The sequence below is a fragment of the Pelagicoccus sp. SDUM812005 genome (assembly GCF_031127875.1).
Taxonomy (GTDB): domain Bacteria; phylum Verrucomicrobiota; class Verrucomicrobiia; order Opitutales; family Opitutaceae; genus Pelagicoccus.
Genome location: NZ_JARXIA010000001.1, coordinates 729894 through 747687 on the forward strand (window position 1 = coordinate 729894; position 17794 = coordinate 747687).

The window sequence follows — 17794 nt, forward strand, 5'->3', positions numbered from 1 at the left end:
CGATTGAGAGTATTTGCACTTTGATTTTTTGTGTGGAATGCGAAGCGCGTGAGTTCGCTCGATTTTGTTTGGGTTAGTAATACGTTTATATGAAAAACTATTTATATGCTATTGGTCTTGGAGTGATTGTTTGTGTGTGTTCGCTCCAAGCGAAGAAAGAGCAGGAGATGGATGCCCTTTGGGGTGAGACTACCGTTAAGCTCAGGGCAGAGAATGCCGAGCGGGGCGAACTCTTCGATGAAGGGAACTATGCGATGTTCATCCACTGGGGGCTCTATTCCCAGTTGGCGAACAAGGTCGACGGGAAGACTTACTACGGAATCGGCGAATGGATAATGGACCCGAAAATGGCCGGTATCCCGGTCGACGAGTACAAGGAACTGGCTGGGACTTTCAATCCGGTCGATTTCGACGCTCGGGCCATCGCTGCCTTGGCTAAGGAAGCCGGGATGAAGTACATCGTGATCACTGCGAAGCATCACGACGGGTTCGCCATGTACGATACGGCGGTGGACGATTTTAATATCGTGGATGCCACGCCCTGGGGGAAGGATCCGATGATGGAGCTCTCGGAGGCTTGTCGCGAGGCGGGCTTGGGGTTCGGCTTCTACTATTCCCATAGTCAGGACTGGACCTTTCCGGGCGGCCGCAAGGGGCCTGAGTTCGACGCGAACGGAAAGCCTGCTTCCTTCGATGACTATTTCTATAAAAAGTGTCTTCCGCAGGTGGAGGAGTTGACCACGCTCTATGGTCCGATCGAACTGATCTGGTTCGATACTCCCGGCGGCATGAAGAAGTCCTATGTGCAGCAGCTGGTTGACGTTGTGCGCAAGAACCAGCCTCGGGCCCTCGTTTCCGGACGTGCGGGCCACGACCTCGGAGACTACCGTACCTTGGGCGATATGGAAGTACCGCACCACAATGTGGAAGGCATGTGGGAAAGCGTGGATACGACCAACGATTCCTGGGCCTATGCCTGGTACGACGAGAACTGGAAGTCGCCCGCTAAGATCTTGAATCGCCTGGTAGCCTGCGTCGGGCGCGGCGGCACATACATGTTGAACGTAGGCCCTGACGCCAAAGGGGTGGTGCCGGAGAGGGCTGCCCGCTCCCTGAGGCGAGCTGGCGAGTGGATTCGTCGCTATCCGCAAGTGGTTTACGGCACTGATTCCTCGCCTTGGGGGCACGCCTTGCCCTGGGGGGACGTTACGGTGAAAGGCAATCGCCTGTTCTTGTCGGTCTTCGATTGGCCGCAAAACGGCAGGCTTTACGTTCCGGGATTGAAAACGGAGATCGAGTCTGCCCGTTTGCTGATGGGGAAAGAGAGCGAAACGCTCGGCTTCAAGCGCAAGAAAGGTTGGACGGTGCTGGACCTGCCGGCTCGCCCTCCCGAAGAATTGGCTTCGGTGATCGAGATCGAGTTAGTGGATACGCCGGAGGTGGATCAAACCTTTGGTATTGATCCGAGCCAAGGTACCGAGATTTTGGCGGAGTTCGCGACGGCGACTGGCGCTAAGATCGTCAAGCATCGCTGGATGGAGAAGTTTGGCGAATGGATCTGCGTCTATCCCGCTCGCCAGTGGACGTCGGAAGGAAAGGTTGTCTGGGAGGTCGAGGTTTTGCGTCCCGGAGACTATAGCGTAAGCCTGAGCTACGCGGGCGAGGGTCGATTGGTTTGGGGCGTGGAAGTCGTAGGCGGCGAGCGTATCCAGAATCAGCAGAACTCATCGCACAACTATCAGGAGTTTCCGATTGGCTGGCTCAATTTTCCGGAAGCGGGTCGGTATCAAGTTGCCGTTTCCTGCCTTGAGGGGAATCTGGATTCGGCGAGCTTGAAGTCCATTCGCATCGCCCCTGCGATGTAGGGCATTCCCGCTGTTGCGAGTGATTTGATGACCTGTACCGAACAAAGCAATACAAGGATAGCTTCCTTGCAGAAGCTGTTCCCTTGGCTGCCGGCTACGCTTGAAGAGCGTTTTCGGGAGGCGTTGCCGCGCAGGAGGGGAGCGGTTGTTGGGTTGCGAAGGGGAATCGTCGTGGCAGCGCTTTGTGCTCAGGGTATTTTGGCGAGTGCCGCGCTTGCGGGGGAGAATTGGCCGCAAGCTGCGGGCCCGAACTTCGGCTGGAAGGTGGCGGGCACGGCGGCTACGGAATGGAGCGTGGTTGAGGATCGAAATATCAAGTGGCGCTCCACCTTGCCGGAAGGTGGTCAGAGTTCGGTAACGGTTTGGGGAGATCGCCTGTTTTTGACGAGTTACAAGCCCTTGGAGTCGGCGGCGGAAGCGGCGAGCAGTACGGATTTGTTGGCCTATTGCCTGGACGCGAAGGACGGGTCGGTTTTGTGGACGGCGGAATTGCCGGGGTCCGTCGCGGTAGGGGTAGCGGGGATCTTTAGCGACGCCAGCGTATTTGCTCCAGTTACGGATGGACGTTACGTGTGGTTCTTCAACCGCAGCGGCTCGATGGCTTGCTACGATTGGGAGGGCAAGCGCGTATGGAATCGTGAATACGTTCCTCGCAATCGTCATACCAACCGGCAAGCGGAGCCGATACTCTTGAACGGCCAGCTGCTGGTGGTCGAAGTGAGAGACAAGGAGGCAGCCCGGAAGCTGCAGCGCCACCAGCCGGTGCCGGAGGACGTGAATGCGCGTTCGGTTTGGACCTACGTGCATGGCTACGATGCGTATTCGGGTGAATTGCTTTGGACCGAATCGACGGGGACGGTGGTGCATAACTGTCCCAGCGTCGGCAGGCTCGCGAACGGAGAATGGGCGGTCCTGCACGCTCGGGGAGGGCCCCACCACGCTTTGGAAACGCCTTACGGCTTGAGCTTGAGCAGCTTATCGCGTGGGCGGGAAGGGGAGCCTTTGTGGTCGACTGAGATCCAGGATGTGAATCCGATGATGGTAAACGTTTGGGATGAGCAGGGCGTTTACGCCTTCGCGGGCGAAGATCATGTTATTTTGGATACGGAGACAGGGAGGCTGCGTTCGCAGCGATCCTTGCGGCGCGAAGTGGATCGATGGCGCTACGATGCGGAGGCAGGCGATTGGGTCTTTCAGGCGGGAGTCGACCTCGAGGGCAAGAAGCCGCGCTTGAACACTTATGCGACCAATATCGTGGTGGGGGATTGGCATTACTTCCTCGCCCACGAGACGAATGCGATTGGTCGCGTGGATCTAAGGAACGAGCGGGTCGAGTATTTGGACCTGCCGTATCAGCTATCGGTGGAAGCGGACGGAAGCCGCCAGCTCATCTGGGATTTGCGGCAGGCTATTCCTTCCGTGCCTCGAAACTCCCGTGGCATCGAATTGCTCTCGGACCAGCGATCGCGGGGAACCGGTTGGGGACACGTTTCGGCCGCCAGTCCGATCCTGGTGGGGCGATACCTGTATTTTCCCATGATGTCGGGAACGGTCTACGTGATCGATACCCAGGCGCCTAACTTTAACGCGAACGCGATTGTCGCGATCAACGACCTAGGGCCAGCCGGCGAGACATGGAGCCTCAGCTCCCTGAGCTACGCGAGTGGCCGCTTGTACGCGCGTACCTTGAAGGAAGTTGTCTGTATAGAATGAATACGTTTATAGAGGAGAAAATGTCATGAAAATGTTTAGCGTTTATAAACGCGTTTCGAAACGCTTAGCCCCTCGGACGTTGGTCCTGGCGTTGGTATCCATCGGGCTCGCTTGCGGTTCTGGCGCGGCAGCGGAAGAGCTGGTCGGACGCCGGCCGAATATCGTTTTGGTGATGACCGATGACCAAGGGATGGGCGACCTATCCTGCATGGGAAACCAGGTCGTCCGCACGCCGCATATCGACCGCTTCTACGAGCAGTCGACGCGCTTTACGGACTTCCACGTGAGCCCGACCTGCGCCCCGACGCGAGCGGCCATGATGAGCGGTCGCGTTCCTTTTAAGAATGGCGTGACCCATACTATCTTCCAGCGCGAGCGCATGGCGTTGGATACGTTTACCTTTCCGCAGGCCTTGCAGTCGGCCGGCTACGCGACCGGGATTTTTGGCAAGTGGCACCTGGGGGACGAGGAGGAGTACCTCCCCGGCGCCCGCGGTTTTGACGAGGTGCTCATCCACGGGGCGGGAGGAATCGGGCAGACCCGCTACGGGGACTTTCCGCCGAACGAAGAGAATCCCTACTTCGACAACATCCTGCTGCACAACGATACCATCGTGGAGACTAAGGGATTTTGCACTGACCTCTTCTTCCAGTCCGGGCTGGCTTGGATCAAGCGGCAGCGCGAAGCGAGCCAGCCTTATTTCGCCTATATTTCCCTCAATGCTCCGCACGGTCCGCTGATCGCTCCGGAGTCCTACAAGAAGCGCTTCCTGGAGCTCGGTTACGACGACGGTACGGCGGGACGCTATGGCATGGTCGAGAACATCGACGACAACTTTGGGCGCCTGATAGGGAAGCTGGAAGCGTGGGGAGCCCTGGAGGATACCTTGGTCATCTTCATGACGGACAATGGAGCCACCCACCTGAAGGGGGAGTTGAATGGAGAGCGGATCACGCACTTCAACGCGAACTTGAGCGGCGGCAAAAACTCGCCTTTCGAGGGCGGGACGCACGTGCCGGCCTTTTGGCGCTGGCAAGGCGTATTGGGGGAAGGCGTCGATATCGATGCCCTGGCTGCCCACATCGACTTGTATCGCACCTTCTGCGAGCTGGCCGGAGCCAAGCTTCCTGCAAAGATGCAGGAGCTGGACGGCCGTTCCTTGCTGCCGCTGCTGGAGGACACCGAGGCGGACTGGCCGGATCGGAAGCTGTTCGTGCATTGCGGCCGCTGGAATCCCGGTGGGATCGAGGATGCGAAGTTTAAGAAGGTTGCGGTGCGGACGGATCGCTGGCGCTTCGTGAACAACCAGATGCTTTTCGACATTTCGAAGGATCCGTCTGAAGAGAACGACGTGTCGGCCCAGTACCCGGAAGTGGTGGCGGAGCTCAGGAGGGCCTACGACCAGTGGTGGGCGTCAGTGGTGCCTATGATGGTGAACGAAGGTTTGCCCAAGGTCTCGCCCGAGGACCAGCCGCTGGCGATTCGATACTACGAGCAACTGAAGACGCGAGGGATACCGGAGTGGGCCCCCGAGGAACTATAACCTGTTAACGAAACGATACCGATAACCTATGAAGACAAGCTTACTACCCTTGCTGGCCTTTTCGGCGAGCGCCTTGAATTGTTTTGCGAATACGACAGCGGAAGAGCCGCCCGACGAGCCAGTGGACGATCGCAGCTTCGAATACCGATTCGACGACAGCTTGCGCCAGACTCCAGATTCCATCGCCCGCCAGGAGAAGTGGTTTCGCGACGCGAAGTTCGGAGCCTTCATCCACTTTGGCGTCTATTCGACCTTGGAAGGTGAATACAAGGGACGCGGTTCGGAGCACCGCTACGGCGAGTGGATACAGATCTCCGGAAAGATTCCTGCGACGGAGTATCGAGAGATCGCCTCCCAGTTCAATCCCTCCGAGTTCGACGCGGAGGAGTGGGCGAAGACCTTCAAGGAATGCGGTATCCGTTATGTGGTGATCACGTCCAAGCACCACGACGGATTCGCTCTCTTCGACTCGGACGTCAGCGACTACAACATCGCCGACTACACGCCTTTTAAGCGCGACCTTATCAAGGAGCTCAGCGAAGCCTGCCATCGCCACGGCCTCAAGTTCGGCGTCTACTATTCGCAGGCCCAGGATTGGGACGAGCCGGATGCGCCGCTCATCATTCCCAGCAAGGAGAAGTTTCGCTGGGACGTGCATCCCGACCTGCCGAAGGACTACGAGCCGGATATGGATGCCTACATCTTCAAGAAGAGCCTGCCTCAGGTCGAGGAGCTGATGAAGAATTACGAGATCGATCTGATCTGGTTCGACACGCCTGCCGGCATGAACATGGAACGGGTGAAGCTCTTCAGCGACATGGTGCGCAAGTACCGGCCGGATTGCTTGATCAACTCGCGCATCATCCACAAGGGAAAGGGCAAGATCGAGGCCCAGTACTTGCCGTACTACGACTACGTTTCGATCGGCGACAAGGAGGTTCCGACCAAGAAGCTCCCGCTCTACGTCGAGTCGCCCGACAGCGTGAGCTCCTCCTTTGGATACAAGACCAAGGGCAAGCACTACTACCACTCGGAGGAGGAGATGCTGCACCGTTTCATAAATACGGTCTGCGCCGGCGGAAACGCCTTGATCAACAATGGGCCGATGGGCAACGGGAAGCTGGACCCGGAGGCCGTGCGCATCTATCGCTCCATGGGCGAATGGTTGGAGGAAAACGGGGAGGCGATCTACGGCTGCGTGCGCAATCCCTTGGCGGATCGCCCGGAGTGGGGCGACCTTTCCGCGAGCAAGGACCGCAAGACGCTCTACTTGCACGTTTTCGATTGGCCCGAGTCCGGCAGCCTCGCGTTGGGCGGGCTCACGGAGTCGGTCAAGTCCGCCTCCTTACTGGCCAACGGCAAGAAGGTGAAGTTCTCCCAGTCGGGCCAGACCCTATCCCTCTCTTTGCCAGGCAAGCCGCTCGACGAGCGGGCCACGGTGGTGAAGGTGACCCTAAAAAAGCCCATCGAAGAGAAAAATTGATCAAATAGAGGGTATTCGCCCGCGTTTCTTTGGTCCATAATGACGGAAACCCAATGTGTATCCCCATGATGTTTAGAAGTATCCCTAGCTCTCTTGCGGTCCTTCTCGCTCTGTTCCTTGGCCTAGCCGAGGCGAGCGCGAACAAGTCTCCGATCGAACAGCGGCCCGATAGCTGCGTACTGATGCCTGTCGACGAGGCCTCGGTTGCCAAAGGCAAACGCCAGTGGAGTTTCGACTTGTCCCATCCAGGCAACTACGTGGTCGAGTTGGTGCTCCCGCTGGAGCAGGCTTACGAGAAGCAGCTGGCGGCGGTTTCGATCGACGGCGTGTCGCTGAAGGGTGGCTTGGAAAAGTCCTATATCATTGAGGACGGCCTGGTTTCGGGCTTCGTGACTCCGGCCAAGATCGAGAAGGCGGGTAGGCATACCCTTACGCTGGATACGGACTTGCAGGTTCGCCAAGTGCGCTTGGTACCGGAGGGCTACGTCAAGAGCCGCATCTACATCGCTTCCGAAAAGTACTACGAGCCCTGGCTCGAGATGCACCAGTCGGCGCCCAAGGTGGCAGCCATGGAGTGGTACAAGAACGCTCGCTTCGGCATGTTCATCCACTGGGGCGCCTACTCGATGGCGGCTGGAAGCTGGAAAGGGGTGAAGATCGAAGATTCGCCCATCTCCGGTCCGAGAGTAGCGGAATGGTTGATGTTTACCTTCAACATTTCCCGCGAGGAGTACCGCGAGTACGCCAAGCGCTTCAATCCCGACTCCTCCTTCGCCGAGAACTTCGCAAGCCTGGCCAAGGAAACCGGCATGCGCTACATGGTCATCACCTCGAAGCATCACGATGGCTTCGCCCTGTTCGATTCAGCGTATTCAGATTTCGATATCGCCGACCATACCGCCTACGACGGAGACCTGATCAAGGAACTCTACGACGCCTGCCGGGCGAAAGGGATCGACTTCGGGGTCTACTATTCCCACGGCAACGATTGGATGGACGGCGGCGACGGAAACTACGCGAACGTCAAGGCCCGCAACGACGTCTACGGCGTCTATACGCGCCCCAACGGGAAGAACCTGTGGGATCCGAGCCCGAATTCCCATGCCGCCTATCTCGAGGAGAAGGCCTACCCGCAAGTGGCCGAGCTCATCAAGCTCCTGCCGGACCTTCGCTTGATCTGGTTCGATGGGGACGGGCTCATCACCGAGGAGCAATCCTTCCGCTTCTACAAGATGGTTTACGACCTGAACCCGAATATCGTGGTGAATCGAAGAATTGGATACAATTTCGGAGATTACGTGGACGCGGGCGATAACAAGACTCCGACCGAGAGCGAGTTGGCGGCGAAGCACTTCGAAACCTGCGGCACCGCAAACCACTCCTGGGGATTCAAGGCGCACGACCATGATTGGCACAGTTCGAACGAGCTGCTGCGCAAGTTTGTCGATATCGTATCCAAGGGCGGAAACTACCTGCTTAATATTGGCCCGGAGGAATCGGGCAAGGTACCGGAGCCCTGCGTGGATGGATTTCGCGAAATGGGCAAATGGGTGAAGACTAATTCCGAGGCGATTTTTGGCACCCGCCGTTGGACGAAGTTCAACGAGAACGTTCAGCCTTCGGTGCGGGGGCGCGGCAAGCAGCCCGTGTCCAATGGCAAGGAATTCTGGTTCAGCGCCAAGGGAGACGCAGTCTACGCCATGAGCCTGGCCGACCCGGGCGACAAGGCCCGTATCCAATCTTTGGGCGCGGAAGCGGGCAAGGTCACGAGCGTCCGTTTGCTGGGTAGCGAGCGCGAGCTGAAGTGGAAGCAGTCGGACAAGGCCTTGGAAGTCGATCTCAGTGGAATTGAGATCGGTCCCAACGGCTATGCGCTCAAAGTCATCCTTAAGTAGTTGTCATGAAAGCCACTTGTTTCGTGCTGCGATTCCTCGTTTCGCTCTGCTTTGCCCAAGGCGCTTTTTCCCTTGAAGATGCAGCCGAGCTGCGGGAAAGGGTGCTGGCTTTAGGGGAGCTAAGGCAAGCGCCCGCCACGATGCCGGCGGAGGGATTCGAGACCTCGGAGGGCATTTCCCCGATCTTTATCGATACCTTGGACTACGAAGGAAAGCCGAGCAAGGTCTTCGCTTGGCTCGGTATTCCGCAAGGACGCTCGGGCAAGGTTCCGGGAATCGTTCTGGTCCACGGCGGCGGCGGTACCGCCTTTCGTGAGTGGGTCAAGAAGTGGAACGATCACGGATTCGCGGCGGTCGCCTTCGCTCACGAAGGCCAGGTCGAGCGGCGCGACGAAAACCGCAAATGGGAAAAGCACGCCTGGGCGGGACCGTGGCGCCGCGGGCACTACAAGGACGTCGACAAGCCCTTGCAGGACCAATGGATGTACCACGCGGTTGCGGATACGGTTCTGGCCAACTCCTTGCTGCGTTCCTTGCCGGAAGTCGATGCGGACCGGATCGGCGTGATGGGCGTTTCCTGGGGCGGCGTCATCACCAGTACGGTGATGGGCATCGACGATCGTTTTGCCTTCGCAATTCCCACCTACGGCTGCGGGATGATGGCCGATGTGGACAACCACTGGGGCCAGGCTTTGGGCGACAATGAATTTTATCGCGAAGTCTGGGATCCGTTGCACTACCTGCCGCGGGCCAAGATGCCGACGCTCTGGTTCTCCTGGCCGAACGACAAGCATTTCCCGCTCGATAGCCAGGCGGCGAGCTACCAGGCCATGGCGGGGCCCTACATGGTGTCCCTGCTGCCGGGTATGAAGCACAGCACCTCCGCGTCTTACAATCCTCCCGACAGCTACGCCTTCGCCAAGAGCGTGGTAAGCTCCGGCAAGCCCTGGTGCATGCAAGTGGGCGAGCAGGTGGAGGGGCAAGATTGGGAAGTGGTCTTCGACTCGTCCAAAGCGCTCGACCGAGCCGTGTTGATTTGGACCAAGGACCGCGGCTACCCGGGGGACCGCCACTGGGAAGAGTCGGCCGCTGAATTGCAGCGACGCGACGGTAAGTGGGTCGTGAGCGCTCGAGTGCCGAAGGGCGCTACGGGATGCTTCGTCAACCTTAACTCCGGCGAGCTCACAGCCAGCTCCAATTTCCGAAACTTAGAAAACTAGAACGACTATGAAGAGAACGGTATTGAAATTTATACTACCTGTCCTGCTGGCCTGCGCGACGGGCCTTGCGATTACGCAAGCGGCCCCGCGGCAGAGCGAGAAACCAAACGTCATCATCGTCATCACCGACGACCAAGGCTACGGCGATCTCGGCTTCACCGGAAACCCTGCCATCAAGACGCCTAACATCGACCGGCTGCGTTCGGAAGGTACCTTGCTCGACAACTTCCACGTCGACCCCACCTGCGCTCCCACTCGTGCCGCGTTGATGACCGGACGTTATTCGAACCGCGTCGGGGTCTGGCACACCGTGCAAGGCCGCAGCATGCTGCGTCGCCGCGAGGTAACCATGCCCGAGATCTTCGGTCAAAATGGGTACGCTACCGGCATGTTCGGCAAGTGGCACCTCGGCGACTGTTATCCCTACCGTCCCGAGGATCGCGGATTCCAGCACACCGTCTACCACCAGGCCGGCGGCGTGGGGCAGGCTCCCGACTACTGGGGCAACGACTACTTCGACGACACCTATGTCGTGAACGGCGAACTCAAGCGCATCGAAGGCTTCTGCACCGATGTCTGGTTCGAAGAGGGAATGAAGTTCATCAAGGAAAACAAGGATAAGCCATTCCTTGCCTACATCGCCCCCAATGCTCCGCACAAGCCCTTGTATTGCCCGACCGAATACAGCGATCCTTACGAAGGCGATCCTCGCGTTTCCCATCCCGAGTTCTACGGCATGGTGACCAATATCGACGACAACATGGCCAAGCTGATGGACATGCTGGAGAAGGAAGGCATCGCGGACAATACCATCCTCGTATTCATGACGGACAACGGAACCGCTGCGGGCCTGGAAGGCGACCGCGGCTACGACGGAAACATGCGCGGCCAAAAGAATTCGGAATACGACGGCGGCCATCGCGTTCCCTTCATCATCCGTTGGCCAAACGGCAAGATCGAAGCTGGCAAGACCATCAAGAACTTGACTGCCCACATCGACGTCCTGCCCACCTTTATCGAGCTTTGCGACTTGGAAGCGCCCGATATCGACTTCGACGGCAGCGACATCAGGGACCTGCTTTACACGGACGGAGAAAACTGGCCGGACCGTTCGTTGATCGTCGAGAGCCAGCGCGTGGTGGACCCGATCAAGTGGCGCAAGAGCGCGGTCATGACCGACAAGTGGCGCTTGGTGAACGGAACGGAGCTGTACAACATTCTAAACGACCCCAAGCAGACGACCGATCTGGCGCCTCAGTATCCAGAGTTGGTCGAACGCCTACGGGCCGAGTACGACGTTTTTTGGAATGACGTTTCCCGCGAGCACGACCTGACCAGTTACATGGTGATCGGGTCGGACCATTCTCCCATCGTTTCGCTTTCCTCGCACGACTGGCTGATCGATATGCTGCCGCCATGGAACCAGGATCACATCAAGAACGGCGACGTCGCGGAAGTTTCGCACTGGGCGATCGAAGTAGAACGGGCTGGTGTATACGAAATTTCACTACGACGCTGGCCGGTCGAAACCGACAAGGCGATCAACGACGGCACCTACGGCAAGGCTTACAATTACCAGCAAGCTCGCCTGCGTATCGGCGATATCGATGAAACGAAGGACATCCCGGAAGGCGCTAAGGAAGTAACGTTCCGGGTGCGGTTGGAGAAGGGCATTACCAAGCTGGCCCCGACTTTTATCAGTCCGGAACTCACCGCGACGCCGTACTATGCCTACGTGACCCATAAGCCGAAGCGCGGTTGGCAAACGCCAGCGGGAATGGGAATCCCAGTTTACGATCCGAGCTACGGTCGCGTGCCGCCTCAAATCAACAAGAAGAAGCTGAAGGCCATCGAGTAGCCGCTAACTTTTGTAAGTCAGTCAGTATAATGGTCAACTGGCAGCGAAGACCTCAGGTCGGCGCTGCCAGTTTTTTTGTGTCCATCTAAAATTGGCCCTACCACTGAATTCAGCGGTAGTGGAATTTTAGCGACAGGTTATTCTCTCTGTATCTTGGAGGTATGTCTCTGAGCGAAAGGCGATGCCTCACCCCACTTTTTCCACCCCGGTTCCGTCGAACTCGTCGGCAGGGTTGGATGCATCAATAGGTAACCTAGTCCCCCAAAAGTAATATGAATAGAAAAGGCGTTTTGTTGGGCGCTGCGATGACGCTCTGGTGTAGCGTCGGATACGCGGCTCACTTCGGAAGTACAGGTTCGGCTGGCGCGACTCATCCGAGTCCTCTGGCAGACCTTCGGTTGAGTTTTCTCGACCACTGGCAAGAGAAGAACGCGGCCTTCGAGCGGTGGACCTCTTCGGTGAGGACCCGCATGCAGGAATCGAGCAGAACCATTCTGCTTTGGGACGCCTGGCAAGGCGCGTCCGCCCAAAGGCCGACCTTCCGTTGGGGGGCTAACGGCGTAGCGACCGCCGGCTCCGGCGTTCAGGTGGACCGGCGCTACGAGCGCAGCCACGGACGCCGTAGCTTCTTCAGCTTCTTGCGGCGGCTGTTTGGCGATAGCTATCTGCGGAACGAAGCGAACGAAACCTTCTTCGTCGATTTTACGGTAACGGCTCAGGGGCCGCGTACGGAACTGCGTTCGTTCGATTTCAGCGTATCCGCCAACAATCCCGCTGCCCAACGCTTCTGGACCTTGTCGGTCGAATCGGGAGATCTCACGCTGGGGACCGTGGCGCGCGGCGAGGTCGTGGGCGGGGCCGGTTGGGAAAACGTATCCGTCGACCTCAGCCAGCTTGCCGACAAGGATTTGGGCAAGGGCGGTTCGGCTACCTTTCGCCTTTCCTGGTGGGGCGGTACCACTTCGGAAACCGAGGGCGACAGCACCGGTATCGACAAGGTTTCGATAAGCGCGGTCATGCCTGCGGAGGAGCAGGTTATTCTTGGCTTAGGCGAACGAGCGAACTGGCTTCGCGGTTCGTGGGGCTTGAATTGGAAGCCGACGCGTCGACAGAACGGGTTGAGCGAGAGCTTGGTCATCGATGACTTTCTCGAGCAAATCCGCGGGCTGCGCACGATCGACTACATCCAGACTCACCTGAACGAATCTTCCGTCTATTCGCCGGCCCATATGGCTCCGAATCCCTTGCTGGAAAGCTTCTGGGAGGGAGACCTTGATGGAAACGGATTGCCGATCAACCTCGTGGTGCCGCGGGAGGAGATCGGTTTCGACCCGTACCTGAAGCAGCTGGAAGCCGTGCGGGATGCGGGGATGAGAAACCAAGTTTACGTGAACAGCTACAATATGCTGGCCCGCTCTGGCTCGAATCCAGGAGTGTTCCCGGAAATCACGGAGCGTTGGAAGGAATGGTGCGATACCAATCCGGCGGCCCAGGCCTTTATCGACAGCAAGCTTTACCACCGAGGCGTGTGGAACGCGGAGACGGGGCAGTATGAAATCGCATACAACGCAGACGGGACCGAAATGTATCCGGAGCGCAAGTACATGTTTTGCTATGCGGAATTCGTGCTGAGGGCTTATTCCATTCAGTATGGCGAGCTAATCGATGGTTGGCTGTTCGATTCGGGACGTGCGATGTATACCAATGGCGATGTCGCTACCGAAGGGAACGTGGAGGATCAGCGCCTCTACGAAGCCTTCGCCCTTGCTTGTCGCGCGGGGAACGCCAACGCCGCCGTATCCTTCAACAACAGTCCGGAGCGCGATACGGAGGAGCTGAACCCATTCTCCGAAGCGACTCGCTTCGACGACTACATGTTCGGTCACCCGTACAATGGAGGGAAGACGATCGGGCGTCATGACAATGGCCTCTACGATCGCAACTACGCCCATATCCAAAAGATCACCGAGACCAACGGCAACGTGCACTCCGGCATCGATCCGCAAACCTGGACTTGGGACGACAAGGTCGTAGGGCACTTCGATCCGCCCATGAGTACGGCCGCCTGGAACGCCGGCAACAACCCGGGGCTGACCGATGAGGAGTTTCTCCTCTGGAACCGCGAGGCGATGATCGGCGGGGGCGCGATCTCTTGGGGCGCTCCCTTGGTTGCGGACGACAGCACGGCTCCAGGGGCGCTGTTGCTCCGTCCTTGGGCCTTGGCTCAGTTGACCCTGATGGACGATCACCTGCAGGAGGTTCAGTCTCCCGATGAAGTGAACTGGTCGCGAGTCTTCACGGTTCTTCCCGTGGCGAGAGCGGGGCAAGCCTACTATCATGAGCTCGTCGAAGGAGTCGACTTCTGGGATCCGCAAGGGAGCCCGATCGAAAGCCTCTCAGTTGAGGATGCGAAGAACTTCCCAGCGTGGCTCAGTCTTGAAAAATCAACTACAGAAGAAGGCGTCTGGATCTTGAGCGGGATTCCTACTGCTTCCAGCTCGAAGCAGTACTCCTTTACCCTGCGAGCCGAGAACGAACGCTCCGGATCGCGGGAGATCGAACTGCAAGTCGATGCGACTCCCTTGGATTTCGTACCGGGAGCTCCCGGTTTTCCTGTCTGGTCGAGCGATCGGATCACGCTCGAAGATTTGGAAGTGCCCGGCGCGATCGAGACCTTCCTGATCCAAGGCATCGACTTCCATGACTTCGAGGGCGATTCCCTTGTCTTGGAAAAGGTGAGCGGTCCGGACTGGTTGAGTCTGGAGCCGTTCAGCACCGGCATTTGGCGCTTGAGCGGCGTCCCGACTGCGGCCAACTACGGCCGAAACGAGGTCGTGCTCACTGTTAGCGACGGTGTTAACAGCGCCTCTGTGACCTTGGTTGCGTTTGTTGTGCCCGCCTTGAGGGATGTGGATGTATTTGCGTCTCCAAATACCGACTACGGTCTGGACGAAGTTGCGACCTTGGTCTCCGATACGCTTACGGCTTACGATGGGATCGCGACTTTCAAGATTGCGTTCGACGTCGTTCCGCAAGTGGGAACTTCGATCAAGAGCGGCAGCAGCGGCGGTTCTACCTCTGCGACAAGTTGGGGCGTAGGAGCCGATGCGATCTTCAGGGGAAGCGATGGAGAAGCGATCGATGGCGTTGGCAATCTGCGCGTGATCGACTTCCAGGCCAATGGAGGCTCGTTGACGAGCGCCGATGTCTTGGACTTGTCTTTTAAGTCGGTCGAGATCGCCAATGGTCAAAGCGGAGGAAAGGATAATATCGCGGTAAGCGTCGCGGGAGATGTCTACGCGTTGGGATCCTTGGGAACGAATCCGGATGAAATCGATCTCGAGGCGGTGGCCGGAACGGAGCTTGTTTCCGACTTCTCGCTGTTGACCAATTCCTCGGCGACGACCAATAAGTGGTCGGTGAACAGCGTCTCCGTTTCCTTCCGCTAGGGGCCAAGTCGCGAATTCGGATCTTTAAATTGCAAACCTGCCCTCGGATTTTGGGGGCAGGTTTTTTGTATCCAGCGATTACTACTCAAATTGAGGGTAACTTCCGGCTCGGAACTTTGGTAATATGCATGCGAGGGAATTCTCGATCATGAACTCCATCCCCTTGGATGCCCCCTGTTAGATGATCGAAACGAAACCAGCACTTTGCGGGAGCGAGTCCGAACTCGATTTTGTCCTTTCCTTAGGAATTGCGTCTTTTGGAGGTTGCTCTCGCAAGTGCTGCTAACGGGACGGCCTTTTGTAGGAAACGCCCATCCTTGCCTAGCGGCGGCGAAGGAGATTCGCTTTCGCTACTGAAAAGAGGGGTACTTGCCAGAGCGCGTTTCGCGTAGGATGGCTGCTTCACGATTCCGCCGGAATCTTTCCCCGAAACCCCATGCATGTTGGTTGGCGCGCGAGACTAGGTTGCTCGCGAAGCGCAAGCTGGCACGCTCTGGAATTTAGGCAACGGCTGCCTAGATGGCGATGGAAAGACCACGAGAGGATTCCTATTGCTATGATTAAACAAATGATACGGTTGCAGCGTTGTTTGAGGTATGTCGGCGCCTTGGCGTTGGCTTTTTCGTTGATGGGTTCCGCATTCGCGGCCCGAGTTGCGGCGGACTTTTATGTGTCGCCGCAGGGATCGGATGCCTGGTCCGGCACCTTGGCTGAACCATCCGCCGATGGAAAGGACGGTCCTTTCGCCAGCTTGCAGCGAGCGCGCGACGCGGTGAGGGAGTTGAAGCGGAGCAAGCCTACGGATATCGTCGTCTACGTGCGGGGCGGAACCTACCCCCTCGATGAGACGCTTGTGTTTGGCCTGGAGGATTCGGGCCTCGGAGATTCCACCATCAGCTACGCGGCCTATCCGGGCGAGACTCCGGTGATCAGTTCCGGGCGCGAGATAAAGGGCTGGCGCAAGGTGGAGCGGCCGCTGCCGGGCTTGCCGCAGGAGGCCCAGGGGAAGGTTTGGGAAGCGGAGGTATCGGGCAAGTTCCTCACTCTCTACGATGAGGAAGGCCTATTGCCTCGGGCTCGCTCGGAGTCGTTCAAGCCCTTGAAGGAAAGCAACGCTTGGGAACTTCGTTTTCCCAAGGGGGCTTTGAAGGAATGGGACAATATCGAGGACGTGGAAATTTTCGTGCGTCCCACTCGGGACTGGATCGTGAACATGCTGCCGCTCGCTTCGGTGGACGAAAGCGAAGGCGTGGCTCGCGTCGCCGTTCAGGCTACCTATGGGATGACCAGGCATGGGGCTTGGGTGGAGAATGTGTTGGAGGCCCTGGATCAACCGGGAGAATGGGTCCTGAATTCCAAGTTGGGCAAGGTCTACCTCTGGCCGCGCGGCGATTCGCCGGTGGTGGCGCCGCAGTTGTTGGAGTTGATCCGCGTAGAGGGAAAAATCGACAAGGAGGGGCCGACGGATGTTCCGGTTCGCAACCTTCGCTTCAGCGGTCTCACTTTCAAGCATGGCGAACGTTACACGCTCACGAATGAGGACGCGGGCCTACAGCACGACTGGGATATGCTGGACAAGGACAACGCCGTCCTGCGGCTGCGTGGCGCGGAGAATTGCGTCATCGAGCGCTGCCATTTCCTCCACAGCGGGAGTGGAGCGATCCGCGTCGACCTGCACGGGATCGGAAACCAAATTTCCAACAACCGCATCGAGTACATGGGCGGAGGCGGTATCTTGCTTTGTGGATACGGTCCGGGAACCAAGGACGTGAACAAGGGGAATCTCGTCTACAATAACTACATCCACCATGTGGGTGAAATCTACTGGCAGTCTCCGGGGATCTTTCTCTGGCAGAGCGGGGAAAATCGTGTCGCCAATAACCTGATACACGATACGAACTATATTGGCCTAATTGTCTCGGGTTGCGTGATTCGCTTCTTCGATATGCCGGAAAAGCGGGAGCAGGTACGGGCTATTCGCAAGCATGAAGTCGGGAAGCTGCCGAAGGATTTCGAGTTCGCTGATGTGGAGCGCTTCCTGCACAGCCGCAACAACATCATCGAGTACAACGAAATCCACCACGTCATGAAGGAGCTCGGGGATGGCAACGGCATTTATATTCGCGGCGCCGGATCGGGCAATGTGATTCGCCGCAACTACGTTCACCACCTCGTGGCCGCCACCAACAAACAGAGTGGCATCCGTACCGACGGGGGGCAGATGGATACGCTCATCGCTGAAAACATCCTGTACAAATGCAAGTCGCAGGGGATGACCTTGAAGCTCAACAACCGCTTCGAGAACAATATCATCGCCGACGTGATTGCTCCGCGCGGGATCTACATGAAGATCGTGGAAGGTCCTTCCACTGGAGCCAGCAACCTTCGCAACATTTTCTATTCGACCTTGGATGACTGCAACTTCCTGACCGAGCCAGGGGACGGAGGAGGCCGACTCGACGGTGAAGACAGCCGCGGTCGGGTGAACGCCCGTTTCGCGGATATGGATTCCGATTTCAATATTTTCTACTGCAAGGCGGACCCGAGCATCGCAGAGAAGACGCTTGCCAAGCTGCAAAGCGACGGCGTGGACGCGAATAGCCGCGTGGCGGATCCCTTGTTTAGAGACTTGGAAAACGAGGACTTCCGATTCCGCCCGAATTCTCCTGCTTTGAAGATGGGCATCGTCGAAATCGACGTGTCGGAAATCGGCTTGAGGACTGAGGGTGCGGACGCTTACACGCTGTTGGACTAGAATCCCGCTCCCA

At 57.9% G+C, this 17794-nt stretch carries 9 protein-coding genes; all 9 read left to right on the forward strand.

The annotated features are described in order from the left end of the window. Positions 1 to 167 precede the first annotated feature (167 nt). The 9 genes from QEH57_RS02740 to QEH57_RS02780 all read left to right on the forward strand — a co-directional run bounded on the left by QEH57_RS02740 (position 168) and on the right by QEH57_RS02780 (position 17781). A complete protein-coding gene (locus QEH57_RS02740) occupies positions 168 to 1865 on the forward strand; it encodes an alpha-L-fucosidase (protein ID WP_309005142.1) in 1698 nt (565 codons plus the stop codon). A gap of 171 nt (positions 1866 to 2036) precedes the next feature. After that, positions 2037 to 3578 carry a PQQ-binding-like beta-propeller repeat protein gene (locus tag QEH57_RS02745; protein WP_309005143.1) on the forward strand — a complete coding sequence of 514 codons (1542 nt, stop codon included), beginning with the start codon at positions 2037 to 2039 and terminating at the stop codon, positions 3576 to 3578. A 25-nt stretch (positions 3579 to 3603) separates the two neighbouring features. Next, a complete protein-coding gene (locus QEH57_RS02750; RefSeq protein WP_309005144.1) occupies positions 3604 to 5121 on the forward strand; it encodes an arylsulfatase in 1518 nt (505 codons plus the stop codon). Between the two features lie 28 nt (positions 5122 to 5149). Next, positions 5150 to 6604 (forward strand): alpha-L-fucosidase, encoded by a 1455-nt coding sequence (locus QEH57_RS02755; RefSeq protein WP_309005145.1) that lies wholly within the window; start codon positions 5150 to 5152, stop codon positions 6602 to 6604. Between the two features lie 65 nt (positions 6605 to 6669). Then, the gene (locus QEH57_RS02760; RefSeq protein WP_309005146.1) at positions 6670 to 8499 is read left to right on the forward strand and encodes an alpha-L-fucosidase; all 1830 of its coding nucleotides are present in this window, start codon (positions 6670 to 6672) and stop codon (positions 8497 to 8499) included. 5 nt (positions 8500 to 8504) lie between these two features. Next, the gene (locus tag QEH57_RS02765) at positions 8505 to 9719 is read left to right on the forward strand and encodes an acetylxylan esterase (RefSeq protein WP_309005147.1); all 1215 of its coding nucleotides are present in this window, start codon (positions 8505 to 8507) and stop codon (positions 9717 to 9719) included. 7 nt (positions 9720 to 9726) lie between these two features. Next, a complete protein-coding gene (locus QEH57_RS02770) occupies positions 9727 to 11577 on the forward strand; it encodes an arylsulfatase (RefSeq protein WP_309005148.1) in 1851 nt (616 codons plus the stop codon). Between the two features lie 272 nt (positions 11578 to 11849). Beyond that, complete coding sequence (locus QEH57_RS02775) at positions 11850 to 15026, forward strand: hypothetical protein (protein WP_309005149.1); 3177 nt, start codon at positions 11850 to 11852, stop codon at positions 15024 to 15026. A 628-nt stretch (positions 15027 to 15654) separates the two neighbouring features. Beyond that, positions 15655 to 17781: a right-handed parallel beta-helix repeat-containing protein gene (locus QEH57_RS02780; RefSeq protein WP_343224744.1), complete on the forward strand. Its 2127-nt coding sequence runs from the start codon at positions 15655 to 15657 to the stop codon at positions 17779 to 17781. The last annotated feature ends 13 nt before the right edge of the window (positions 17782 to 17794 follow it).